Raw genomic sequence first — 24,935 nt, 5'->3', positions numbered from 1 at the left:
TACTCGATGAACTCCCTCATCTCGTTCGTGCAGGCCTACCACGACAACAATCTCGTGCTCGTCGTCCTCGGTGACCACCAGCCCGCAACGATCGTGTCCGGCCAGGGCGCCAGCCACGACGTGCCGATCACGCTCATCTCCCACGATCCCGCGGTCATGAGCCGGATCTCCCCGTGGGGTTGGCAGGATGGGCTGAGGCCCAGGCCGGACGCACCGGTCTGGTCGATGGACGATTTCCGCGATCGGTTCCTCGGCGCTTACGGACCGTAGCCCGCGGACCAGTCAGTAGCCCCGGGAGGCGTCAGGGGCGACCAGTGCACCCTGAAGGGCGGAGATGAACTCGTCGACGGTGGTCGGCTTGGAGAACATCGGGTAGTCGTAGGTGATCGCGTTCTCGTGCTCGGCGATCGAGGTCGCACCGACAGCGTCCGTGAGGGTGATCACCTCGAAGCCCTTCTCATAGGCCGATCGCATGGTCGACTCCACGCAGCAGTTCGTGAGGAAGCCGGCGAGCACCACGGTCGTGATGCCCTTGGATCGCAGGATGAAGTCCAGGTTGGTCGAGCCGAAGGCGTCCAGTCCGCGCTTGCCCTCGATGATGATGTCCGAGTCGATCGGCGCGACGTCGCCGACGATCTCGCAGCCCCACGTGCCCTTGATGAAGGATTTCGAGTCGACGACGCCCTTGAGGATGCCGTAGGGGCGGGAGGTGATCTCGCCGTAGCCCGGCTGGAAGGCGATCGGGCTGTGGATGATCGTCAGTCCAGCCGCTCGTGAGGCGTCGAGTGCTCGGCCGGCGTTCGCCAGCATGCCGGTCGACTCCATCGAGCCCTGCACCGCACCGTGCAGTGACCCTCCCTCGCTGGTGAAGTCGTTCTGGAACTCGATCAGGACGAGAGCGGTGGTGTTCGGGTTCATCGCGGTACTCCTTGGCTGGTTCGGCCGAATATCTGACGAGTTGACCCACGCGACAGTAGTCCCGGACGCGTGGGCACCGCGGTCATCCGCGCGAGCCGACCGGGAACATCCGCCCTTGCAGAGTGATTGAACACTCAAGTACATTGAGAAGCTCAACCCGTCGGAGGACCCGCATGAACCCGAACCCCGCCAGCGCCGTCACCGACGCGCGCGCCAACGCAGCGCTCGCCAACGCCGCTGCCCGCAACGCCGCCGTCGCGAACGCCGTCGCGCGCAACGCCGCCGTCGCCCGGACCGCCGCGGTCACCAACAAGGACCTCCTGGCGCCGGACACCGCCATGGCGGCCGTCACGCTGCACGTCGGCGACCTTGACGGGATGACCGCGTACTACCGCGACGTCCTCGCGCTGAACGTCCTCGACCTCCCGGCGCCGACGGTCGGCATCCTGCCGGCGCACCCCACCGCCACCGTCACGCTCGGTCGCGGCACGACGCCGCTGGTCGTCCTGCGCCACACCCCGGACCTGCCGGCCCCGCGCCGCGGCCAGGCCGGGCTCTTCCACACCGCGATCCTGTTCGACGACGAGCCCGGCCTCGCTGCGACCGTCGCCTCCATCGCGGCCCACGCCCCGGGCACCTACGCCGGCAGCGCCGACCACCTCGTCTCGAAGGCGTTCTACTTCACCGACCCCGAGGGCAACGGCATCGAGCTCTACTGGGATCGCAGCCGCGACCTGTGGGGCTGGCAGAACGGCCAGGTGACGATGGACTCGCTGCCGCTGGACCCGAACGAGTTCCTGCGCGAGCACCTCACCGACGTCGCGCTCGAGCACCCGGACGCGACCGGCGCCGTCGTCGGACACGTGCATCTGCAGGTCGGCGACGTGCCCACCGCGCGGGAGTTCTACGTCGACGCGCTCGGGTTCGAGGCGACCGCTCAGTTCCACGGCGCGCTGTTCGTCTCCGCCGGCGGCTACCACCACCACCTCGCCGTGAACACCTGGAACAGCGCCGGCGCCGGGCCGCGCGCCTCGGCCCTCGGCCTGGGTGAGGTCTCGATCCAGGTCCCCACGGCCGACGACGTCGCAGCCCTCACCGCCCGCCTCGCCCGCCACGGCGTCGCCGTGCGCGACGACGGCGCGATGCTCAGCTTCGAGGACCCGTGGCGCAACCTGCTCAAGGTCACCGTCGAGCACTGACCACCTGCGCCCCGACCACCGGAGCCCCGACCACCTGCCTCCTGCGCCGATATTCGCCGCCCTGACCTGCGCAGTTCCTCTCCGGGCTGGATAATCCGGACGCTAGTCTCTTGACGTGGCGATCACCTCGGAACACGTTGAGGGTGCGGACCCGCCTGCCCCGGACGTCCTCGAGCTCCGGATCCACGGCATCAGCAACACTCCCGTGGCCGGGATGCTCGACCTGCCGCTCGACCAGATCGAGCAGGTCGCGGGCGACTCGCTCGCCGGGTTCTGGGCGCCGACCGCCGACGCCGCCGCGCAGGGCGCGGGCCTGCCGTCCGGGGACCGCCATCACATCCACCCCGGGGTCCGACGCGAGGCGTACTCGTGGGGGCTGCTCGCCCGGACGGTGCCCGGCGGCACGGGGCGGATCGCGGGCGTCGTCGGCGCCGCGGCCGCCCGCATCGCCTGGACCCTGCTGATCCCGTTCGGGCTCGCCAACGCGGCCTACTGGAGCCGCGCGATCCCCGAGCCCGGCGAGAATCGCCAGGGCTGGCGCGATGCCGGGGGCGCCGCGTCCTTGCGGGTGTTCGCCCTCGCCCTCACGCTCCTGTATGTCACGTCCGCCTCGGCCGTGAGCCTCGACCTCTTCGCCGTGCAGTGCTACCCGGGTGGGCACGAGGCCTGCGGACGGCTCCCGGACGTCCTGTGGACCCGGGACCAACGCCTCGCGGTCGCCGCCGTCATCCCGATCCTGCTGATCCTCGGCCTGTTCGCGCTGTCCTGGGTGGCGCGGATGCGTTTCGACGCCCAGATCTCCCGGCCGGCCGCGAAGGGCCACGTCAACGTGCTGCCCGACGAGCGCACCGAGGGACGGCAGGAGGGTCCGGTGCTCGCCGCGACCGGCTTCTGGCAGGCGCAGCGGCTGAGCATCACGACCGCGCGGCTGCACGTCGCGGGCGGGCTGTGTCTCGTCGCGCTGTGCCTCGCGTGGGACAAGGTGGTCGCGCCCTGGCCGCAGTGCCGCAGTCCGCAGACGTTCTTCGGCTCCACGTGCCTCGCCCACCTGCGCCGCGACGTGAGCCCGGACGACCGGGCGATGATCTGGCTCGGTGCGCTGGCCGCGGTCGTGCTCGTCCTGGTGGTGTGTCGGGTCGCCATCGCCGCCGAGTCGAGCGTGGACGTCGAACGCCATCCCGACCACCCGACGCGGTACATCTGGTCCGGGTGGTTGCTGCTCGGGGCCTCGGGCGTGCTCGTCGGCACCGGGATCGTGCTCTGGGCGCCCTGGATCCCGCAGGCGGAGCAGCTCGACCGGAACGTCGCGAGCGAGTCCGCCGGGTCCATGCTCGGGCTCGTCACGACCCCCGCCGTGCTGGTCGGCGTCCTGCTCGCCCTGGCCGCCGGTGGCCTCGGCTGGCGCCGGTGGGTTCGGGCCAGATGGTGGCTGACGCTGCTCGCGGTGGCCGGGGTGTGCCTGCTGCTGGCGAGGCTCTGGCCGACGCCCGACGCCGCCGTCGGCTGGGTGGGCGCGGTCGGCGCCAACCGCCGGTGGTTCCTGGTCGCCGCGATCCTCGCGCTCGGCACCGACCTCTTCGTGGTGTGGCGCGGCCCGACCGCCCCGGGCTCGAACCGATCAGGCACCCGGGACGGTCACCGGCACGAGGGCTGGGCGGGGGCGGGGCCGGGCGTCTTCATGCTGCTCGCGGCCGGCGCGGCGATGGTCCTGAGCAGCCTGCTCGTCGCCGGCACCGCGATCTGGCTGAACAGCTCCTCGACGAAGCCGCGGGTGAACGTGCCGCTCGTGTACCGCGAGTTCGGCGCCGCGGTGGTCGCGGCGTTCGTGCTCCTGCTGGTCGCCGTCGGGCTGCTGGCCTGGACGCGACGGTCCGTCGCCTTCATTCCGCCGGCCCGCGGCAGCCGGCCCACACCGCTGACCGGGACCGACGACCCGCGAGCGCTCCGCGACCCGGCCTCGAGGGCACTGCTGAGCATCGGCGCGCTCCGGGTGCTGAAGGGACGGTGGCTTGCCGCGGGCACCCAGCTCGCCGAGCCGGTCGTCGGCGGGCTCGCGGCGGCCATGGGGATCGCGCTGGTCGCCACGCTCGCCCGGGTCCGGTTCGGGGGCTACCTCGAGTTCGTCGGGGCCTGGGCCCTGCGCGCAGCCGCGCTGGCGATCGTGGCCGGAGCCGTCGCCAGCGTGCGCGCGGGAAAGGGCCGCCCGCTCGGCGTGCTGTGGGATCTCATGTGCTTCCTGCCGCGCGCCGCGCACCCGTTCGGGCCTGCCTCCTATGCCGAGCGCGTGGTGCCCGAGCTCCGCGGGCGCGTGGACGCCTGGCTCGAGGTCCCGACCCGGAGCGTCGTGCTGTCCGCCCACAGCCTCGGCGCGGTGCTCGCCGTGGCGTGCCTGTTCGCCCGGGAGAGCGACGAGCCGCCCGCTGGTGAGCACGACGACCCCGCGCGTCCGCGGGTCGGCCTGCTGACCTACGGCACCCAGCTGCGGCCGTATTTCGGCAGGTTCTTTCCCGAGCTGCTCGGCGCGAAGGTCTTGGGGACGGCGACCTGCCTCGCCCCGCACCCGGGCGCCCCGGACCCCTGGCAGCGCAGGGACGACGACCCACCCGACAGCGACTACGCGCCGGCCGACGACGCGCTCGACCGGGACACCGTGATGCGACGGCTCTGGGGGCGCGAGGCGGGCCGGCCCACACGTCGACCCGCCTGGATCAACCTCTGGCGCCGCACCGACTTCCTCGGCTTCCCGGTCATCTCCTACGGCCGGAACGACGTCGACCGGGGAGAGGAGGAGGTCGACCGCACCGGCTATCTCTTCACGGTCGCCACCCACGGTGGGGACCCCCGGTCCGCCGCCTACCCCCGCGCCTTCGCCGACCTCCTGCAACGAATGGGAGTCTCCTCGTGAACCACCCGATCCGCATTGGAGCCCAGCTCCAGCCCGCCTGGGACCACTTCTTCGCTCCAAGCTGTCGTACTGTCCGAACGCGCGGGTTGCGCAATCGGAACAGAGCGAGCGTGGTCTAGAGTCAGGCGACATGCCCTATGAGGTCGTGAACGTGTCAGCCTGGCACGTTATGGCTATCGAAAATGCCGGCGCCGACCCGAAACTCTGGTTGACGCCCCCGTCGCATTCTCAAGATAAAGATCGTTCAGCTTGGTGGCTATTTAAAGAGGCTAAGCATGGTGTGCAGCCTCGAGCCGACGGTCAAGGTGAGGACGCGTATCGCCGGACAGATGACTACGCAGAAAAGATCTCCTGCGAACTGGCGAAGTTGCTAGGTGTGCCGACTGCGGACGTTCAGTTGGCGGCTCGAGATACCGACGAAGGTGTGATCTCGCACAATGTCGCTCCCAAGGATTGGGAGTTGCAGCCTGGCGATACAGTGCTATCGGAATATCCTGGTTACGTGTCCTGCGATGGTAAGCCTAAGATGAAACTCCGTCCTGGACATAGCCTCGCAAATATCAAGCAGCTCTTGAGTCCCATGCTCGGGCCGTTGGATACGAGCGTGGACAAGTGGCCAGCTTTCGATGTCTTTGCCGGCTATCTGGTCCTGGATGCTTGGATTGCCAACGCCGATAGGCATGCGATCAACTGGGGGGTGCTGCAGTCGGCGAACGCTGAACGACTGGCGAAGAGCTTCGACCACGGGAGCGCCCTTGGGTCGGGCCTCACGGATGAGAATCGACTTCGCTTCTTACGAGCAGGCATAGGCTCGTGGTGCACGAAGGGTGTCGCGCAGCGGTTCGAAGAGGGGCGCGCCGTGACGTTGGTGGATCTCGCGCTTGCGGCGGTCGCAGGTGGAAGCGAGCGGGCATCCGAATGGGTGACCAGGCTGGCGGCACTTGAGCGGCAGCAGTGGCAGTCCGTGCTGACCGAGATGTCGGCCTTGTCGGTGGTTGAGCGTAAGTTCATCGACGAGTTGCTGTTCGAGAACCAGAGGAGGCTGTGCCATGACCAGTAGTGCGCACGTCCTTGACCGTCCGTCCGTCGACGGGGTGCACACTGGTCGGCTACTTGTGACGCGACGCGATCCTGTGAATCGACTCTATCGCTCGGTCGGGATTCTGGAATTCGACGGTGGCGACTACAATTTCTCATATCTCCGAAGCGCGATCGGCGCAGAGTGGTTCAGGCCGCTGCCTGGACTGAGCAAAATCGAGAGCGCGTACCGCTCAACCGATCTCTTTCCTCTTTTTCGCGAACGGATCATTTCGCCGCGACGCTCGGATTACGACCAAACGATGGAAGCCCTTGGGCTTCGCCTTGGCGCGGAGCCGTTCGAGGTTCTGTCTCGTTCGGGTGGGCACCGGGCCGGGGACACGATCGAACTGATTCCGATTCCGCACCCGGCCCGTGATGGCACGGTTCGGATCACCTTTTTCGCACATGGTGTCCGGTACTTGACTGCCGAGACGCAGGCGAGCATTGCTGATTTGCGGGTCGGAGAGCCCCTCCGACTCCAAAGCGACGAGAGCAACACGGTGAACCCAAGGGCCTTGTTGGTGATGCGCACCGACGCTGCCCGGCTGGGGTATGTGCCGGATCCGCTCGTCTCATTTGTTCACGAGGTCATTGCGAATCCGTACTCATTGCAAGTCGAGCGCTCGAACGGGCCTGAGGTTGCATTTCACTATCGTCTACTGATCAGACTTGAGGGGCAGGCTGCACCCGGCAGCGCACTCTTCAATGGAGAATCGATGGAGACCGTCGCCTGATTTGGTCTTCTGCGATCCTGCACTCTGCTGCCCGAGGTGCTAGCGGCGGCACGGTCAGGGGCCCGGCGCTACCCTGAGGCCAGCCACCCGGGTAGGCGCACCGATGGCGGGTGGCTTCGGCGCCGGCAGGGGAGTCTGCATGAACCACCCGATCCGCATCGGCGCCCAGCTCCAGCCCCAGCACGCCGACTACGCCCAGCTCCGCGACGCGGTCGCCCGCGCCGAGGACTCCAGCATCGACATCCTGTTCACCTGGGATCACTTCTTCCCGTTGCGCGGCGGCGATCTGAACGGCAAGCACTTCGAGTGCTGGACGATGCTCGGTGCGTGGGCCGAGCAGACCTCGCGCGTCGAGATCGGTGCGCTGGTGACGTGCAACTCGTACCGGAACCCGGACCTGCTGGCGGACATGGCCCGCACGGTCGACCACATCTCCGGCGGGCGGCTGCTGCTCGGGATCGGGGCCGGCTGGTTCCAGCGCGACTACGACGAGTACGGCTACGAGTTCGGCACGCCCGGCACCCGGATCGCCGACCTCGGGCAGGCGCTGCCCCGCATCACGGCCCGCTGGGCCAAGCTCAACCCGCCGCCGACCCGGGCGATCCCGGTCATGATCGGTGGCGGCGGCGAGCGCAAGACGCTGCGCCTGGTCGCCCAGCACGCGGACATCTGGCACACGTTCGGGGGAGTCGACGTGCTGGTGCACAAGAGCGCGATCCTTGCCGAGCACTGCGCCGTCGTCGGGCGCGACCCGAGCGAGATCGAGCGGTCGGTCGGCGTCCGCCAGAGGCCCGCCGAGATCGCCGGACCGCTGGTGGCGGCGGGTGCGACACTTTTCACGATAGGAGTCAACGGACCCGCGTACGACCTGACGCACGTGCGCGAGTGGGTGGCCTGGCGGGACGCGCGGGGCTGAGCGGGAGGCGGTTTGGTCGTCGCGGGATCATGCGCGACGCTTGATGGCAATGGCAGATCGTCCAAGATCACTCGCGCACCGCTGGCGGGCGCGCGCCCGTGAGGTGCCGTGGGCACGCGTGGCACTCCTCGCGTCGGTGGCGCTCGTGGTCTCGGTGATCTTCGGCGTCACCACCGCCTCGGTCCAGCTCAGCCTGGGGCCGCACGAGGCCCGTTACGCCGTGACCACGGACGATCTGGTCACGCTCGACGTCGGCCCGCTCGGCACCGTCCAGATCGACTCGCCGCTGCCGTTCACCCTGGGCGTGCGCGTCACGGTCGAGGAGATCCCCGCCGACGTGAGCGCGGTCGACCCGGTGCGGACCCTCGCCGACCTCCAGAAGGACTTCAAGGGTTACGTCCAGTTCTTCAGCGCGCCGCAGGCGAGCGTCGCGGACGCCACGCGGGCCCTGGTCCTGGACGCGCTGCTCCGCAGCGTGATCGCGTTCGCCTGCCTCGTCGCGATCGGGGTGGCCGGCCGCGCGCTGCTGGGCGCGCCGCGCCGCGCGGAGCTCGCGGCGATGCTCGCTCCGCGGCGCCGGGCCCTGGTCGGTTCGGGCCTGCTCGTGCTCATGGTCGCGGTGACCGCGGTGGGCAGCCTGAACCCGACCGAGCGACGTCCGACGGGCCAGCCGGCGTCGAGCGTGTTCGACGGCACCGCGCTCGAGGGTGCGCGGATCACCGGTCGCCTCGCCGGCGTGATCGACACCTACGGCGGGAAGGTCATCGAGGCGTACCACAAGAACCAGGAGTTCTACCGGTCCGCCGACCGCTCGCTGACCACAGCGTTCGAGCTGCGGATCGCCGAGACTCGCTCGCGGGCGCGCGCGCTGGCGCTGCTCCGCGTTCCCAAGGCCGAGGGCCCCGCGCCCGCCGCGGTGCCCGAACCCGCGAAGCCGGTCACGCTGCTCATGGTCAGCGACATCCACTGCAACGTCGGGATGGCGCCGCTCATCGCAACGGCGGCGCGCCTGTCGGGGGCCGACGTCGTGCTCGACGGCGGCGACACGACCATCAACGGCACGGCCGTCGAGCAGTACTGCGTCACGACGGTCGCGCGGGCGGTCCCGCACGGGATCCCGATCGTCGTCTCGGACGGCAACCACGACTCGCGCGAGATCTCCGCCCAGGAGCGCCGCGCCGGCATGACCGTGCTCGCGGGCAAGGTCGTGAAGGTCGCCGGGGTCCGGATCCTGGGCGACCGGGACCCGAACGAGACCCGGATCGGAGAAGGCACCTTCCTCAGTCACAACGAGTCCGCCGCGGCGGAGGGCGAGCGCCTGGCCAAGGTCGCGTGCGACGACGGCAAGGTCGACCTGCTGCTGATCCACACCCCGCCGGTCGGCGACGTCGCCCTCCAGAGCGGGTGCGTGCCGGTGCAGCTGTCCGGGCACCTGCACGTCCGGGTGGGCCCCGCGCCGTTCGGACAGGGCGTGCGGTACGTCAACGCGAGCACGGCCGGGGCGGCGCTCGGGCAGCCGACGGTGGGCCCGCTGCACGGGACCGCGGAGTTGACCGTGTTCCGGTTCGACCCGGTCAAGCACGTGGTCGTCGACTACCGGCTGATCTCGGTGCGACCCGACAGGTCGGCGGCGGTGGGCCCCTGGGTCCCGTTCCCGACGCCGGCTGCCGCGGTACCCGCCAAGATCGCCGGGCCGACCCCCCAGAAGTGACCGGCGCCGGTCGCCGTCGCCGCTGAGCGCGCGGTTAGGCTGATCACGTGCCACGAGCCGAGCCCGACGACCTCACGCCGGTCGCCCAGGACTACCTCAAGGTGATCTGGGCCGCGCGCGAGTGGTCCAGCGCACCGGTGACGACGAAGATGCTGGCCGAACGGCTCGGTGTGGGTGCCTCGACCGTGTCCGAGACCGTGCGCCGCCTCGCGAGCCAGGGCCTCGTCGTGCACGCGCCGTACGGCGAGATCGAGCTGACCGACGTCGGCCGGTCCCATGCGGTCGCCATGGTGCGCCGGCACCGGCTGCTCGAGACGCTGCTCGTGCAGGCGCTCGGGTACAGCTGGGACGAGGTGCACGACGAGGCGGAGGTGCTCGAGCACGCCGTCTCGGACCTGTTGATCGAACGGATCGACCTCCGGCTGGGGCGCCCGACGCGCGACCCGCACGGTGATCCCATCCCGACGCGCGACGGTCACGTCCCGAGCCCGCCCGCCCGTCTGCTGTGGGACCTCGAACCGGGGGAGTGGGTCGTGGCCCGCATCTCCGACGCCGACCCGGACATGTTGCGCTACTGCGCGTCGGTCGGTCTTGGGCTCGACGCCCGCGTGACGGTCCTCGAACGGCGCCCGGTCACCGGCGTGATCGCCCTGCGCGTCGACGGCCGCGGCGTCGAGCTCGGCGAGCTCGCCGCCTCCGCCCTCTGGGCCATCCCCGCCTGACCCCGCCCCAGCTCCCGTCCGCCGCGACGTGGGCGGGCCTCGAGGGGCGTCGAGGGGTCGCTTCGGGGCGTTCGGGCACGTAGGCTCGGCCTCCTTCCCGGAAATGTCGACGGCGCCGTGACGGGTTGAGATCGAATCGATTCGACCGAACGTCGAGCAGGTAGTGCAAGCCGTCGAGGAGGCGTCCGTGACCGCGGTCGAGGAACAGCAGCGTGCCGGCGGGGTCGCCGTCGAGGATCCCGAGGGCCGCGCCGCACGGCGCACCCCACCGCCCGGATCCCCGCTCGCCGGCGCACGCGTGCGGCCGGCGTTGTTCGCGCTCGCGCTCGGCGGGTTCAGCATCGGGACCACCGAGTTCGCGAGCATGGGCCTGCTCCCGCAGATGGCGGCGGACCTGAACGTCTCGATCCCGGTCGCCGGCCATGTCATCGCGACCTACGCCCTGGGCGTGGTCGTCGGCGCGCCGCTGCTGACCGCCGCGGCGGCACGAGTCGACCGGCGCGTGCTCCTGCTGGGCCTGATGGCCGCGTTCGTCGTGGGCAACGTGCTGTCGGCGTTCGCGCCGAGCGCCGGGTGGCTCGAGGTTGCGCGGTTCGTCGCGGGGCTGCCGCACGGCGCGTTCTTCGGCGTCGGCGCGGTCGTCGGGACGGCCGTCGTCGGACCGGCGAAGCGGGGTCGCGCGGTGGCCACGATGATGGCGGGCCTGACGATCGCGAACGTCGTGGGCGTCCCGCTCTCGACGGTCGTCGGTCAGCACGTGAGCTGGCGGGCGGCGTTCGTCGTCGTCGGCGTGCTCGGGCTGGTGACCCTCGCCGCGCTCTGGCGCTGGCTGCCGGCGCTCGCGGCCCACCCCGACGCGACGGTCCGTACCGAGCTCGCGGCGCTGCGCAACCGCCGACTCTGGATCTCGTTCGCCGCCGCGGCGATCGGTTTCGGCGGCATGTTCGCCGTGTACTCCTACGTCGCCCCGCTGATCACCGAGGTCACCCGCCTGCCGGTCGCGACGGTGCCGATCGTGCTGGGCCTGTTCGGGCTCGGTATGACGGTCGGCACGGTGATCGGCGGCCGCCTTGCCGACCGGTCCGTGCTGCGCACCGTGTTCGTCGGGTTCGCGAGCACCGCCGTCGTGCTGGTGCTGATCGCCGTGACCGGCCGCAACCCCGTGGGTGCCGTGGGCTCGATCGTGCTGCTCGGGATCGCGTGCCAGGTGCTCGGGCTCGCGCTCCAGACGCGACTGATGGATCTCTCGCCGGCGGCCCCGTCGCTCGGTGCGGCGCTGTGCCACTCGGCGCTCAACCTGGGCAACGCCTCCGGGGCCTTCCTCGGCGGGCTGGTCATCGCCGGCGGCTACGGCTACCTCGCCCCGGCGTGGCTCGGCGCGGGTCTCACGGTCGTCGGTCTGCTGATCGTCGCGGTCGCCGGTCGGGCACCCGCACCGACCCGCTGAGCGAGGGTTCCGGGGCACCGAACGGGGGCGTCGCCGGCGCGCAGCGGGGCACCCTATCGCACCGCGGCAAACGCGCCGCCAAATGCGGGCAGACGCCCCCGAACTGCCCGCAGATTGTACGAATCGTGGGTGTGCCGATGTGCGTCCTCAGTCCCTATTCCCGCCTCGGCGGTTACGGTAGTGCGGATCCAAGACCGGACGTGCTGCCTTTCACGGTGCCACGTCACCCCCGAGCGAACGAGGGCGGACCAACGTGAACCCCAGCATTACCGCGACCAAACCAGGAGCGCCCCGCGAGCGCCAAGTCAGCGAATTCACCGCGCTGTCGCGCACCGTGCAGGATGCCGGACTGATGCGCAGACGGCACGGCTACTACTGGACCCGCTTCGTGGTGCTGACCGCGCTGCTGGGCGGTCTGGTCTCCGCTGTCGTCCTGATCGGTGACAGCTGGTGGCAGCTCGCGGTCGCCGCAGGATTCGCGCTCGTGTTCGGGCAGGTCATGTTCCTCGGCCACGACGCCGCGCACCGCCAGATCTTCGCGTCCGGCAAGTGGAACGACTGGTCGAGCCTCGTGCTCGCCAACCTGTACTCGGGCATGAGCTACGGCTGGTGGAACCACAAGCACAGCCGGCACCACGCCAAGCCGAACCAGGTCGGCTACGACCCGGACATCAACGCCGACGTGATCCTGTTCCACACCGAGACGCTCGAGGCCCCGCGCAAGGGGTTCCCGGGCTGGTTCGCCAAGCGCCAGGGCTGGCTCTTCTTCCCTCTGCTGCTGCTCGAAGGCATCAACCTGCACGCCTCGGGCGTCAAGACGGTCTTCGGTCGCGGCGAGGTCAAGCGCCGCCCCGTGGAGATCGCGTTCGTGACGCTCCGCCTCGGTGGGTACCTCGGCCTGGTCTTCTGGTTCCTCCCTCTCGGCATGGCGTTCGCGTTCCTCGGCGTACAGCTCGGCCTCTTCGGCCTGTACATGGGTGCGGTCTTCGCCCCGAACCACAAGGGCATGCCGATCGTCCCGCCGAACTCGAAGATCGACTTCCTCTCCCGCCAGGTCCTGATGAGCCGCAACGTGCACGGCGGCCGCTTCACCGACTGGTTCATGGGCGGGCTCAACTACCAGGTCGAGCACCACCTGTTCCCGAGCATGGCGCGCCCGCACCTGCGTCGCGTGCAGCCGATCGTGAAGGAGTTCTGCGCGGCCCGCGGCATCCCCTACACGGAGACCTCCCTGATGGCGTCGTACGGCATCGTCGTGCGCTACCTGAACAAGGTCGGCCTCGCTGCTCGCGACCCCTTCCAGTGCCCGCTGACCGCGGAGTACCGCTCAGCTCGCTGAGCGGTACCGGCAGCGCTCGGACGCTCAGCGGTGGCCCGGACGTTCGTTCGTCGGGTCGCTGCGGCACGCCCCGGTAAACTCGCCAGGTGACTTCGCCCGACGCCGTACCGACCGTGCCCGCCGTCGATGATGCCCAGCTGGGTGATGTGCGGTTCCGCTACACCGCCGCGCTCGCCTCGGAGCTCGAGCAGCGCTGGCAGGACAAGTGGGACGAGCTCGGTACCTTCCACACCCCGAACCCGTCGGGTGCGCTGACCGACGGGGCGGGTCGGAACGCCGAGCCGGGCGCACCGTCGTTCTTCGTGATGGACATGTTCCCGTACCCCTCGGGCACGGGCCTGCACGTGGGGCACCCGCTCGGGTACATCGCGACCGACGTCGTCGGGCGGTACCGGCGGATGCGTGGCGACAACGTGCTGCACGCGCTGGGCTACGACGCGTTCGGGCTGCCCGCCGAGCAGTACGCGGTGCAGACCGGCCAGCACCCTCGGGTCACCACCGAGGCCAACATCGCGAACATGCGCCGCCAGCTGCGCCGGCTCGGGCTCGCGCACGACCCGCGGCGCACCTTCGCCACGACCGACCCGGACTACGTCCGCTGGACCCAGTGGATCTTCCTGCAGATCTTCAGCTCCTGGTACGACCCCGACGCGCTGCGCCCGGACGGCGCACTGGGCCGCGCCCGGCCGATCGCCGAGCTCGTCGCGGCCTACGAGGCGGGCACCCGCGAGGTCCCGGGCGGTGGCCCCTGGGCCGCACTGGACGACGTCGAGCGTCGGCGAGTCCTGGACACCCAGCGGCTCGCGTACATCTCCAAGGCCCCGGTCAACTGGTGCCCCGGCCTGGGCACGGTGCTGGCGAACGAGGAGGTCACCTCCGACGGGCGCAGCGAGCGCGGCAACTTCCCGGTCTTCCAGCGCAGCCTGCGCCAGTGGAACATGCGGATCACCGCCTACGCCGACCGCCTCGGCGACGACCTCGACCTGATCGACTGGCCGGCCAAGGTCACCGCGATGCAGCGCAACTGGATCGGCCGCTCCGAGGGCGCCCAGGTCCGCTTCCCCGTGATCGGCGGCTGCGCGGTCGAGGTCTTCACCACGCGCCCGGACACCCTTTTCGGCGCGACCTTCATGGTGGTCTCCCCGGAGCACCCGCTGCTCGACGAGGTCCCCGTCGCGTGGCCCGACGGCACGCGCAGCAGCTGGACCGGCGGGCACGACACCCCGACCGACGCCGTCGCGGCGTACCGCGTCGAGGCGTCCGCCAAGACCGCGATCGAGCGCCAGGCCGACGCCGGCCGCAAGACCGGCGTGTTCACCGGGCACCTTGCGACCAACCCGGTCAACGGTTCGCTGATTCCGGTGTTCACCGCGGACTACGTGCTGATGGGCTACGGCACCGGCGCGATCATGGCCGTGCCCGCCGAGGACCCGCGCGACTGGGCGTTCGCGGAGGCGTTCGACCTGCCGCACGTGCGCACCGTGCAGCCGCCGGCCGACTTCGACGGCGGTGCGTGGACCGGAACCGGTCCGATGATCAACTCGGCGAACGACGAGATCAGTCTCGACGGGCTCGAGGTCGCCGAGTCTAAGCCGAAGATCATCGCGTGGCTCGAGTCCAAGGGCCTGGGCACCGGCACCGTCACCTACCGCCTGCGCGACTGGCTGTTCAGCCGCCAGCGGTACTGGGGCGAGCCGTTCCCGATCGTCTACGACGAGCACGACCTGCCGATCGCGATCCCGGACGAGCTGCTCCCGGTGGACCTGCCGGACGTCCCGGACTACTCCCCGCGCACCTTCGCGCCCGACGACGCGGCGTCCTCCCCGGAGCCGCCGCTCGGCCGCAGCCAGGAGTGGGTCGAGGTCACCCTCGACCTCGGCGAGGGCCCGAAGAAGTACCGCCGGGACACCAACACCATGCCGAACTGGGCCGGGTCGTGCTGGTACTACCTGCACTACCTCGACACCGCGCAGCGCGACCAGGTCGTCTCGCCCGAGCTCGAGAGCTACTGGCTCGGGCCGGACCACAACCCCGAGGCCGGCGTCGCGGGCGGCGTCGACCTGTACGTGGGCGGCGTCGAGCACGCCGTGCTGCACCTGCTCTACGCGCGGTTCTGGCACAAGGCGCTGTACGACCTGGGCCACGTGTCGAGCCTCGAGCCGTTCCACAAGCTCTTCAACCAGGGCTACATCCAGGCGTACGCCTACGCGCGGGCGGACAACGGCGCGTACGTCGAGGCGACGTCCGTGACCGAGCGCGCGCCGGGGGAGTTCGTGGCGGACCTCGACGGCGCCGAGGTCGCCGTCGTGCAGGAGTACGGGAAGATGGGCAAGTCGCTCAAGAACGTCGTGACGCCCGACGACATGTACGAGGCGTACGGCGCCGACACGTTCCGCGTGTACGAGATGTCGATGGGGCCGCTGGACCAGTCCCGGCCGTGGGACACGCGCGCCGTCGTCGGCTCCCAGCGCTTCCTGCAACGCCTGTGGCGCAACAGCGTCGACGAGTCGACCGGGGCCGTCACGGCCACCGACGACGAGCCGGACCTGGCGACGCTGCGAGTCCTGCACCGCACCATCGCCGACGTGCGGACCGAGATGGAGGCGATGCGGCTGAACACCGCCATCGCCCGCCTGATCGTGCTCAACAACCACCTCACCTCGCTCAAGCGGGTGCCGAAGGCGGTGCTCGAGCCGCTGGTGCTGATGACCGCGCCGGTCGCGCCGCACATCGCGGAGGAGCTCTGGGCGCTGCTCGGCCACGCCGGTTCGCTCGCGCACGAGCCGTACCCGGTCGCCGACGAGAAGTACCTCGTGGAGGACACAGTGACGTGCGTGCTCCAGGTCCAGGGCAAGGTGCGCGGCCGGATCGAGGTGCCGCCGTCGATCGGGCAGGACGCGCTCCGCGAGCTCGCGCTGGCCGACGTCGGGGTGCTGCGCGCGCTCGACGGGCGCGGGGTGCGGACCGTGATCGTGCGGGCGCCCAAGCTCGTGAACGTGGTGCCGGCCTGACGCCCGGGATCCTCGACCGGTTCGCGCACGCCGGTCGCGGGCCGCGGGTCGCGGTCGTCACCGACTCGACGGCGTCGCTGCCGGCGGGGGTCGCCGAGCGGTTCGGGATCGAGGTCGTGCCGCTCGAGGTGATGATCGACGGCGAGCGCTTCCACGAGGGGGTCGACCTCTCGTCGGCCGAGCTCCTCGAGGCGCTCAACGCCGGCCGCCGGGTGACCACGTCGCAGCCCGCCCCCGCCGCCTTCGCCCGGGCCTATGCGCACGCGGCCGCGCGGGGGGCCCGCGAGATCGTCTCGGTGCACCTGTCCGGCGAGCTGTCCGGGACGGTCCGCGCCGCCGAGCTCGCGGCGCTCGCCGCCCCGGTGCCGGTGCACGTCATCGACTCGCGGAGCGTGGTCATGGGGCTCGGGCTGGCCGCCGTGGCCGCCGCCGAGCTGGGCTCGTCCGACGGCGCGTCGGCTGCCCAGCGGGCGCGCCAGGTCGCCGCCTCGAGCTCGACGGTGTTCCTGGTGGACTCCCTGGAGTACCTGCGTCGCGGCGGGCGCCTCGGCGCCGGCCCCGCCGCGATGGGCACGCTGCTCGGGCTGCGCCCGTTGCTCGCGCTGCAGTCGGGGAAGATCGAGGTGATCGAGAAGGTGCGCACCAGGCGCGCCGCTCGGGAGCGCCTGGAGTCCCTGACGATCGCCGCCGCCACGGCTCGCGGCACCGCCCAGGTCGTCGTGCACCACCTGGGGCAGCCGGACGTCGCGGCGATTCTCGCCCGCCAGCTCGAGGCGTGCCTCGGCGAGGTCGTCGTGGCGGTCCAGGTGTCCGAGATCTGCGCCGTGATCGCCGCGCACGCCGGCCCGGGCCTCCTAGCCGTGGTCGTAGCCGACCGCTGACCCCGCGCCGAGCCCCCCACAGGCTTGGGTTTGGGGCGGGTGTCCACAGGGTTCGGGGTTGGCGGGGCGCGCGGGGGTGGGGCCGACCTAGCGTGCGGGAATGGCTCGCGCTCCAGAACCCGTCGAGCGCGCCGCGCGCGAACGCCTGCACCGGCTCGCGCAGTGGCGCGTGCAGGTCGCGCCCCCGCAGGCGCGAGCAGCTGATTCGTCTGCGCTCGGGTGGGTGCCGCAGGCGCCGATCTGGGTCGGCGACGCTCGTCCCGGCGACGCCGCTGATGGTCAGCCACCTGAGGGTGGGTCCTCGGATGAGTCGCCCGACAGCTGGATCCCCGACGGCGAGCCGCCGGAACCTGAGCTGCCGGAGGGCGGGCCGCGGGGGCGTGAACTGCGGGGGCGTTGGCCGCGGGAGCGTGAGCGGGAGCGGTCCGAGCGGGACTCACCCGAAAATCGGTCGCCGGAGCGTGCACCGCTGGCCGCGGCCGAAGAACCAGAGGCGGTCGCCGAGGAGCTGGGTGATCGCCTTCCGGATGAGAACGACATTCGGGACGTCGTGGCGCGGATGCGGGCGGGCGCGCTGGGCGCCGCGGCGGCCAGCTACACGGCGGCGCACGGCCACCCGCTCGAGCACCCGCGCCCCGATGTCGAATCGGGACAGCGCTGGCACTTGAGCGTGCGGCTGGCCGTCGTCGCCGGGATCGCGATCGCGCTGCTCGCTGGCGGGGTCATCGTGCGGGCCACGCTCGCGGCGCCGACCATGCCCGTGGCGACGGTCCCGAAGCCGGTCGGACCGTCGGCGCCCGGCGCGACGACGATCGACCCGTCGGGTCGCCCCACCGCGTCGACGGGCGGTGCTGCACCTGGGTCGGGCACCGGTACGGCGGGACCCGTTCCCGCGGGAACGTTCGCCGCGGGAACGTCCGCGGGGGCCTCCGGGGCGACGTCGGGCGCGGGGACCGTCCTGGTGGACGTGGTGGGCAAGGTCCGCAGGCCCGGGGTGATCCAGCTGCCGGCCGGCTCGCGGGTCGCGGATGCGGTCGCGGCCGCGGGCGGCGCGGCGCCCGGGGCCGACCTCGCCGCGATCAACCTGGCGCGGGTCGTCGCCGATGGCGAGCAGATCATCGTGCCCGCGCCGGGCGGGCCGGTCGCCGGAACGAACGGCACGGGCGCGGCCCCGGCGGCGACGAAGGCCCCGATCGTCGACCTGAACACCGCCGATCTCGCGGCGCTCGACGCGCTGCCGGGAATCGGCCCGGTGCTCGCCCAACGGATCCTGGACTGGCGCGGCGAGCACGTACGGTTCACGGACGTCACCGAGCTCGGCGAGGTCGCGGGCATCGGGGACAAGGTTCTCGCAAAGCTGCGCGACCTGGTGAAGGTCTGAGCGGGTGCGGACGTCCCACGCCGATCTGCGCCTCGCGCCCGCCGCGATCACGGCCTGGGGGACGGCGCTTGTCGTCGTCGTGCTGCCGGTCGCAGCGGCCGTCGCTCTCGGCTGTGCGGCGTGCGCCGGCGCGGGGCTGGTCGGACTGTGGACCGTCGCGCGACGTAGGACGGGACCGCAGAGCGCCGGCCGGCCGGCGGTCCCCGCAGGCAGGGCCGAGGCCAGCAGCGGTCCCCGGGCCGCGGCCGGACGGGGTGCCGAACCAGCATCTCGCGCAACCGGTCACGTGTTGCTCCTGCTTGTCGTGGTGGCAGCGGTCGCGCTCGCCGGGGCGGGCCAGCTCCGGGCCCGGGGGTCCGGACCGCTGGGTGCGTTGCTCGACGAGCGGGCGACAGTGCGCGTGGTCGGCACGGTCCGCTCCGAACCGCAGCCGGTCCTCAACCCGGCCGGATCGGGCGGCCAACAGACGCGCTACCGGATCGAGCTGGGCGTCGAGCAGATCAGCGGCCGGGCTCGCGCCGGGTCGGCCGCCGCACCCGTCCTAGTGCTCGGGGGACCGGCGTGGGCCGACGTCGCCTACGGGTCGCGGGTCCAGGCCACCGGCAGGCTGGCGCCCGCCGAACCCGGCGAGGTCGCGTTCGCGCTGCTCGCAGCCCGCGGGCCACCGAGACAGGTGGACCCGCCGGGCGTCGTCGACCGGGTCGTGCGGCGGATCAGGCATGCGCTGCTGGACGCGTCGGACCGGCTTGACCCCGATCCGCGGGGATTGGTGCCCGGCATCGCGGTCGGGGACACCACCCGGATGCCGCCGGAGCTCACCGCCGCGATGAAGGTGTCCGGGCTGACCCACGTGACCGCGGTCTCGGGTGCCCACTTCGCGATCATCGGCGCGGCCGTGCTCGGCCTGACGGTCCTCGCCGGCCTGTCCCGCCCCGTCCGAGTCGGCGTCGTCGCTGCCGTGATGGCCCTCTTCGTGCTCCTCGTCCACCCCGAGCCGAGCGTGCTCCGCGCCGCCGTGATGGGTGCCGTCGGGGTCGGCGGTCTCCTGCTCGGGCGACCGTCCCGGGCGATCCCGGCCCTCGCGGCGACCGTGATCGCGCTGCTCGTCGTGGACCCGTGGCTGGCCCGCAGCTACGGGTTTGTGCTCTCGGTGCTCGCAACGGCGGGGATCGTGCTGCTCACCGAACCGCTGACCCGGTGGCTCGCGCGCGGGCTGCCCGACCTGCTCGCGCACGCGATCGCGGTCCCGTTCGCCGCGCAGTCCGCCTGCGCGCCCGTCATCGTGCTGCTCAACCCTGCCCTGTCGCCCTTTGCCGTCCCGGCGAACCTCGTCGCGGCCCCCGCCCTCGTGCCGGCCACGGTGGCCGGCGTGCTCGCTGCGCTCGTCGCCCCGTGGTGGTCGTGGGGCGGCGCGATGCTCGCGCAGGTCGCCGGGTGGTCCGCGTGGTGGATCGCCGAGGTGGCGCGGGTCTGCGCCGGGCTGCCGGGCGCGCAGCTGCCCTGGCCGGGCGGGGCGGGCGGCGCCGTGTTGCTCGGTGCCGCGACGGTGGCGGCCGGCGTCGGTATCGCGAACCGCGACCTGCTCCGGCGACGGTGGCTCGGGGGACTGCTGTCCGCGAGCCGGCCGGCCGGCCGCCGTCGTACACGACGCCCGTGAGGCAGGCAGGCCTCACGTGCGTCGCGCAGGTCAGATCAGATCAGGTCAGGTCAGATCAGGTCAGAACGCCGCCGCGCCGTTCGGGGTACCCAGCCCGGTCGGACCGTCCCATCCGGCGCGCGCCGTGCACCACTGGATCGTGGGGCAGCTGCCGTTGGAGCCCGTCGTCACGTCGTTCAGCGCGGCCGAGTTCTGGTACGGCAGCGCGTTGGCGTATCCGGCGGTGTTGCCGGACAACGCATACACCGCGCCGATGATCGGGGCCGACGCGCTCGTACCGCCGAAGACCATCCAGCCGGAGAAGCCCTGGTAGGCGGTCGAGTCGTAGACGGCAACTCCCGTCGCAGGGTCGGCCACGGCCGACACATCGGCCATCGCGCGCTTGGCGCAGCCGGTGTCGGACGTCGCTGCGGCGTCCAGCTTGATGTTGTACGCCGAGCAGCCGGACCCGGCACCGCTCCAGACCGACTCGCTCCACCCGCGAGTCGTCGCCGACCTGGTCAGCGAGGTACCGCCGACCGCGGTCACGTACGAGGACGAGGCCGGGAACGACCCACCCTGATACCCGCTGTCACCCGTGGAGGCGGTGATCGCGATCCCCGGGTGGTTGTAGTACGAACCGTAGGTGGTGTCGGCCGCGTCGCCGCCGCCGTAGCTGTTCGAGATCGCGACGACCCCGGCGGCTCTCGCCGCGGTGTTCACCGCGGTCCCCAGGTTGGCGAACGAGGCGGAGCTGGCCTCGACGAGCAGGATGTGGCAGCTCGGGCAGGCCGCGGAGACCATGTCGAGGTCGAGGCTGATCTCCTGCGCCCAGCCACCGTTGACGCGGGGCGCCTTGGTACCGCCGGTCTGGTTGACCTTCTTGAAGCACCTGTTGGCCGTGGTGCACTCGGGCAGCCCGAACTGCGCGCGGTAGACCTTGAGGTCGGCCTCGGCGGTCGGGTCGTCATACGCATCGACGATCGCGACCGTGCGGCCGGCCGCCGAGGCGCCCGCGAGGTTGTACGCCGACTGGATGTCGGTGGGGCCGTAGCCCTGGGGGGTGACGTTCGGGCCGGGCTTCGCGAGCGGGGCGACGTCGGTGCGGATCAGTGCGTGACACGACGCGAACCCCACCGCCGGCGTCGCACACACCCTGGCGCTGCGTGCGTGGGCCGAGGCAGCCGGCGCGGACACGGCGACGCCGGGCAGTAACACCAGGCTCGCCGCAGCTGCGGCAATCATCACGATGGGGCGACTGCGCATGAGGAGTCCTTTTCCTAGGTCCCACCCCGTGACGTTCGGTGGGTGGGCGTCGCCCGTGACCTTGACGACAAGGCTACCTTGCACTGTCAAACCGATTCGTGCGGGGAAATCTCGACCAACTCGTCGCGCATTCGTGGCGTATTCGCCCATAAGGCCCAGCCGACGCCGCCCGCACCCCGCGATGCACGCCGGACATGTCGGTGGCTCATGGCAGGCTGGCCTGGTGCCACCCGCCGAGCGTCGCCCCTCGTCCGCACGCCCGTCGTCGGCCCGTCGGGGTCCCGTGCTGTCCTGGGACGCGGTCGAGCTGGCCCCCGTCGTGCTCGTCACCGGTGCCGAGCGCCTGCTGGGCGAGCGGGCCGTCGCCGGGTTGATCGCCGCCGCGCGCGAGCGCGACCCTCAGGTCGAGGTCACCCACCTCGAGGGCGCCGGCTACACCAGCGGGACGCTGGGCGTCGTGACGAGCCCGTCGCTCTTCGGGGAGTCGCGGGTCGTCGTCGTGCAGGGGGTCGAGCAGGCCACCGCGGAGCTGATCGCCGACGCCCTCGCCTACCTCGACTTCCCGGCCGACGACGTTGTGCTCGCGCTGGTGCACGGTGGTGGTCAGCGCGGCAAGAAGCTGCTGGACGCCGTGAAGTCCTCCGGTGCCCCGAGCATCGCGTGCGAGCCGATCAAGAAGGACGCCGAGAAGGTGGCGTTCGCCTCAGCCGAGCTGCGGCGCGCGGGTCGCCGGGCCGACGCCGCGGCGGCGCGCGCCCTGGTCGAAGCGGTCGGTGCGGACCTGCGCGAGCTCGCCGCGGCCTGCGCGCAGCTCGTGGCCGACACCACCGGCGTGATCGGGGCCGAGGTCGTCGCGCGCTACTACGGTGGCCGGATCGAGGCCACCGGCTTCCGGGTCGCGGATGCCGCGATCGCCGGCCACACCGGCCAGGCCGTCGCGCTGCTGCGGCACGCTCTCGCGACCGGCGCCGACCCGGTGCCCCTGGTCGCCGCGATCGCCGCCAAGCTGCGGGTGCTAGCGAAGGTGGCGGCCACCCGCGGGCGCGGTGCGGCCGCCGTCGGCGACCTCGGGCTCGCCCCGTGGCAGGTGGATCGCGCCCTGAAGGACCTCTCCGGCTGGACCCCCGAGGCGCTCGCGTCGGCGATCACCGCCGTCGCGCAGGCGGACGCGGAGGTCAAGGGCGCCGGGCGGGACCCGGTGTTCGCCGTCGAGCGTGCGGTGCTGAGAGTGTCGTCGGCGGCCCGCGGCAACTGACCCGGCGGCCGCGCGCGCCGGGTCGCCGTCGGGGACGACCCCGCGACAGACAGCGAGGGCGTCACCCCGGCCGGGGTGACGCCCTCGAATCCTGCGGGTGCGTGCGTCAGAGCGAGTTGACGACCTTCGCAAGTGCCGACTTCTTGTTGGCAGCCTGGTTTTCGTGAATGACGCCCTTGGAGACGGCCTTGTCGAACTTGGTCGACGCCGCGACGAGCGCGACGGTTGCGGCGCCCTTGTCGCCGCCGGCGACGGCCGAGCGGACGCGGCGGACGTGCGTCCGAAGCTCCGACTTCACGGCCTTGTTACGCAGGCGCGCCTTCTCGTTGGTACCGATGCGCTTGATCTGGGACTTGATGTTTGCCACGTGTTGGACTCTCTTTGGCGTTCGAGAATGGATCAGACAGGTCTAGAGGGCTGCCCAGCTCCGGGACTGGGGCGTGGGGACACCCGCGGAAAGGAGCTGGAACTGTGCCCGCCGACCTGGGCGGACACGCGAGGACCGATGTTACCAGCCCGGCCGGGTCCAAAGCGAGCGACGGTCGCGGCGCGGGAACGGCCAGGTCAGGGGGTGCGAATCTTCGCACGAGGCCGCGGCGTGGGACCATGGGGAGTTCTCGCCTTGACGGCGCCTGCCATCCCTTGACGATCTCGGAGCGCCACCCCTTTGTCCCCGATCCCCAGCGAAGCGCTGAGCCAGCGCATCCAGCCCGCGTCGACCCCGCCGGAGCTGCTGCGCAACTTCTGCATCATCGCGCACATCGACCACGGCAAGTCCACGCTCGCGGACCGCATGCTGCAGGCCACCGGTGTCGTCGACTCGCGGGCCATGCGGGCGCAGTACCTCGACCGGATGGACATCGAGCGCGAGCGCGGCATCACGATCAAGTCGCAGGCCGTGCGGATGCCGTGGGAGGTCGACGGGACCCCGTACGCGCTGAACATGATCGACACCCCCGGGCACGTCGACTTCACCTATGAGGTCTCCCGTTCCCTCGCCGCGTGCGAGGGGGCCGTGCTGCTGGTCGACGCCGCTCAGGGCATCGAGGCCCAGACGCTCGCCAACCTCTACCTGGCGCTCGAGAACGACCTGCAGATCATCCCGGTGCTGAACAAGATCGACCTGCCGTCGGCGCAGCCGGAGAAGTACGCCCGGGAGCTCGCCAAGCTCATCGGCGTCGAGCCGGAGGAGTGCCTGCGGGTCTCGGGCAAGACCGGCGTCGGCGTCACCGAGCTGCTCGACAAGATCGTCGCGACCATCCCGGCCCCGGTCGGGGACCCGGACGCTCCCGCGCGCGCCATCATCTTCGACTCGGTGTACGACGCCTACCGCGGCGTCGTCACCTACGTGCGGGTGAAGGACGGCGCGCTGTCCCCGCGCGAGAAGATCGTGATGATGTCGACCCGGGCGACCCACGACCTGCTCGAGGTCGGCGTCATCTCCCCGGAGGCCGTGGTCACCAAGGGCCTGGGCGTCGGCGAGGTCGGCTACCTGATCACCGGTGTGAAGGACGTTCGCCTGTCCCGCGTCGGGGACACCGTCACCAACGCGCACAAGCCGGCGGCCGAGTCGCTCGGTGCCTACCGCGACCCGCGGCCCATGGTCTTCTCGGGGCTCTACCCCATCGACGGCTCGGACTACCCGGCGCTGCGCGACGCGCTCGACCGGCTCAAGCTCAACGACGCCGCCCTGGCGTACGAGCCGGAGACGTCCGTCGCCCTCGGCTTTGGGTTCCGCGTGGGCTTCCTCGGTCTGCTGCACCTCGAGATCGTGCGCGAGCGCCTTGAGCGCGAGTTCGACCTCGAGCTCATCTCCACGGCGCCCAACGTCGTGTACCAGGTGACCCTCGAGGACAAGTCCGTGGTCACCGTGACGAACCCGAGCGAGTTCCCCAGCGGCAAGGTCGGCGAGATCCGCGAGCCGGTCATCCGGGCCACCATCCTGTGCCCGGCGGAGTTCATCGGTGCCGTGATGGAGCTGTGCCAGGCCCGCCGCGGGGACCTGCTCGGCATGGACTACCTCTCCGAGGACCGCGTCGAGATGCGGTACACGCTGCCGCTCGCCGAGATCGTGTTCGACTTCTTCGACCAGCTCAAGTCCAAGACCCGCGGTTACGGCTCGCTCGACTACGAGCCCACCGGCGAGCAGGTCGCCGACCTGGTCAAGGTCGACATCCTGCTCCAGGGCGAGCAGGTCGACGCGTTCAGCGCGATCGTGCACAAGGACAAGGCCTACGCGTACGGCGTGATGATGGTCGGCAAGCTCCGGGTGCTCATCCAGCGCCAGCAGTTCGAGGTGCCGATCCAGGCCGCCATCGGCGCCCGCGTGATCGCGCGCGAGACGATCCGCGCGATCCGCAAGGACGTCCTCGCCAAGTGCTACGGCGGGGACATCACCCGCAAGCGCAAGCTGCTCGAGAAGCAGAAGGAGGGCAAGAAGCGCATGAAGACCATCGGCCGGGTAGAGGTCCCCCAAGAGGCGTTCATCGCAGCCCTGTCCTCCGACGCCCCCGAAACCAAAAAGAAGTAGACCT

General features: G+C 71.3%; 19 protein-coding genes. 16 read left to right on the top strand and 3 right to left on the bottom strand.

Going from position 1 to position 24,935, the window contains the following annotated elements; all coding sequences use genetic code 11:
* Nucleotides 1–6 precede the first annotated feature (6 nt).
* Nucleotides 7–270 carry a hypothetical protein gene (locus tag VIM26_RS09450; RefSeq protein ID WP_331950460.1) on the top strand — a complete coding sequence of 88 codons (264 nt, stop codon included), beginning with the start codon at nucleotides 7–9 and terminating at the stop codon, nucleotides 268–270.
* 12 nt (nucleotides 271–282) lie between these two features.
* Here the strand turns inward: VIM26_RS09450 and VIM26_RS09445 are convergent, their stop codons facing one another.
* Nucleotides 283–918: a cysteine hydrolase gene (locus VIM26_RS09445; RefSeq protein ID WP_331950458.1), complete on the bottom strand. Its 636-nt coding sequence runs from the start codon at nucleotides 916–918 to the stop codon at nucleotides 283–285.
* A gap of 338 nt (nucleotides 919–1,256) precedes the next feature.
* On the opposite strand from VIM26_RS09445, the gene VIM26_RS09440 reads away from it, so the two are divergent.
* The 13 genes from VIM26_RS09440 (at nucleotide 1,257) to VIM26_RS09380 (ending at nucleotide 19,901) form a co-directional block, all read left to right on the top strand.
* Nucleotides 1,257–2,117 carry a VOC family protein gene (locus VIM26_RS09440; RefSeq protein WP_331950494.1) on the top strand — a complete coding sequence of 287 codons (861 nt, stop codon included), beginning with the start codon at nucleotides 1,257–1,259 and terminating at the stop codon, nucleotides 2,115–2,117.
* Nucleotides 2,118–2,232: 115 nt separating this feature from the next.
* The gene (locus VIM26_RS09435) at nucleotides 2,233–5,022 is read left to right on the top strand and encodes a hypothetical protein (protein ID WP_331950456.1); all 2,790 of its coding nucleotides are present in this window, start codon (nucleotides 2,233–2,235) and stop codon (nucleotides 5,020–5,022) included.
* A gap of 130 nt (nucleotides 5,023–5,152) precedes the next feature.
* The gene (locus VIM26_RS09430; protein WP_331950454.1) at nucleotides 5,153–6,082 is read left to right on the top strand and encodes a hypothetical protein; all 930 of its coding nucleotides are present in this window, start codon (nucleotides 5,153–5,155) and stop codon (nucleotides 6,080–6,082) included.
* Nucleotides 6,072–6,836, top strand: coding sequence for a hypothetical protein (locus tag VIM26_RS09425; RefSeq protein ID WP_331950452.1), 765 nt, complete (start codon nucleotides 6,072–6,074; stop codon nucleotides 6,834–6,836). The genes VIM26_RS09430 and VIM26_RS09425 overlap by 11 nt, the downstream gene beginning before the upstream one ends.
* A 139-nt stretch (nucleotides 6,837–6,975) precedes the next feature.
* Nucleotides 6,976–7,752: an LLM class F420-dependent oxidoreductase gene (locus VIM26_RS09420; protein WP_331950451.1), complete on the top strand. Its 777-nt coding sequence runs from the start codon at nucleotides 6,976–6,978 to the stop codon at nucleotides 7,750–7,752.
* 118 nt (nucleotides 7,753–7,870) lie between these two features.
* Nucleotides 7,871–9,463 carry a metallophosphoesterase family protein gene (locus tag VIM26_RS09415; protein ID WP_331950449.1) on the top strand — a complete coding sequence of 531 codons (1,593 nt, stop codon included), beginning with the start codon at nucleotides 7,871–7,873 and terminating at the stop codon, nucleotides 9,461–9,463.
* Nucleotides 9,464–9,510: 47 nt separating this feature from the next.
* A complete protein-coding gene (locus tag VIM26_RS09410) occupies nucleotides 9,511–10,185 on the top strand; it encodes a metal-dependent transcriptional regulator (RefSeq protein ID WP_331950447.1) in 675 nt (224 codons plus the stop codon).
* 298 nt (nucleotides 10,186–10,483) lie between these two features.
* Nucleotides 10,484–11,632 carry an MFS transporter gene (locus VIM26_RS09405; RefSeq protein ID WP_331950492.1) on the top strand — a complete coding sequence of 383 codons (1,149 nt, stop codon included), beginning with the start codon at nucleotides 10,484–10,486 and terminating at the stop codon, nucleotides 11,630–11,632.
* 253 nt (nucleotides 11,633–11,885) lie between these two features.
* Nucleotides 11,886–12,971 (top strand): acyl-CoA desaturase, encoded by a 1,086-nt coding sequence (locus VIM26_RS09400; protein ID WP_331950445.1) that lies wholly within the window; start codon nucleotides 11,886–11,888, stop codon nucleotides 12,969–12,971.
* An 86-nt stretch (nucleotides 12,972–13,057) separates the two neighbouring features.
* On the top strand, nucleotides 13,058–15,982 hold the full coding sequence (gene leuS / locus VIM26_RS09395) for a leucine--tRNA ligase (protein WP_414696467.1): 2,925 nt from the start codon (nucleotides 13,058–13,060) through the stop codon (nucleotides 15,980–15,982).
* Entirely contained in the window at nucleotides 15,979–16,863 is an 885-nt protein-coding gene (locus tag VIM26_RS09390; protein ID WP_331950488.1) for a DegV family protein, read from the top strand. The genes leuS and VIM26_RS09390 overlap by 4 nt, the downstream gene beginning before the upstream one ends.
* 100 nt (nucleotides 16,864–16,963) lie before the next feature.
* Nucleotides 16,964–18,244: a ComEA family DNA-binding protein gene (locus VIM26_RS09385; RefSeq protein ID WP_331950443.1), complete on the top strand. Its 1,281-nt coding sequence runs from the start codon at nucleotides 16,964–16,966 to the stop codon at nucleotides 18,242–18,244.
* 4 nt (nucleotides 18,245–18,248) lie between these two features.
* Nucleotides 18,249–19,901, top strand: a complete 1,653-nt coding sequence (locus tag VIM26_RS09380; RefSeq protein WP_331950441.1) for a ComEC/Rec2 family competence protein — start codon at nucleotides 18,249–18,251, stop codon at nucleotides 19,899–19,901.
* A gap of 60 nt (nucleotides 19,902–19,961) precedes the next feature.
* Here VIM26_RS09380 and VIM26_RS09375 read toward each other — a convergent pair whose 3' ends face one another.
* A complete protein-coding gene (locus VIM26_RS09375) occupies nucleotides 19,962–21,146 on the bottom strand; it encodes a S53 family peptidase (RefSeq protein WP_331950439.1) in 1,185 nt (394 codons plus the stop codon).
* Nucleotides 21,147–21,369: 223 nt separating this feature from the next.
* Here VIM26_RS09375 and holA point away from each other — a divergent pair, with 223 nt between their 5' ends.
* Entirely contained in the window at nucleotides 21,370–22,401 is a 1,032-nt protein-coding gene (holA, locus tag VIM26_RS09370; protein WP_331950437.1) for a DNA polymerase III subunit delta, read from the top strand.
* Nucleotides 22,402–22,507: 106 nt separating this feature from the next.
* On the opposite strand, the gene rpsT is transcribed toward holA, so the two are convergent.
* Nucleotides 22,508–22,768, bottom strand: a complete 261-nt coding sequence (gene rpsT, locus VIM26_RS09365) for a 30S ribosomal protein S20 (protein WP_331950435.1) — start codon at nucleotides 22,766–22,768, stop codon at nucleotides 22,508–22,510.
* Nucleotides 22,769–23,068: 300 nt separating this feature from the next.
* On the opposite strand from rpsT, the gene lepA reads away from it, so the two are divergent.
* A complete protein-coding gene (lepA, locus tag VIM26_RS09360) occupies nucleotides 23,069–24,931 on the top strand; it encodes a translation elongation factor 4 (protein ID WP_331950433.1) in 1,863 nt (620 codons plus the stop codon).
* The last annotated feature ends 4 nt before the right edge of the window (nucleotides 24,932–24,935 follow it).

Origin of the sequence: Pengzhenrongella sp. (assembly GCF_036565025.1) — a bacterium.
Lineage (GTDB): Bacteria > Actinomycetota > Actinomycetes > Actinomycetales > Cellulomonadaceae > Pengzhenrongella.
This window is presented reverse-complemented; position numbering and strand designations above follow the sequence as displayed.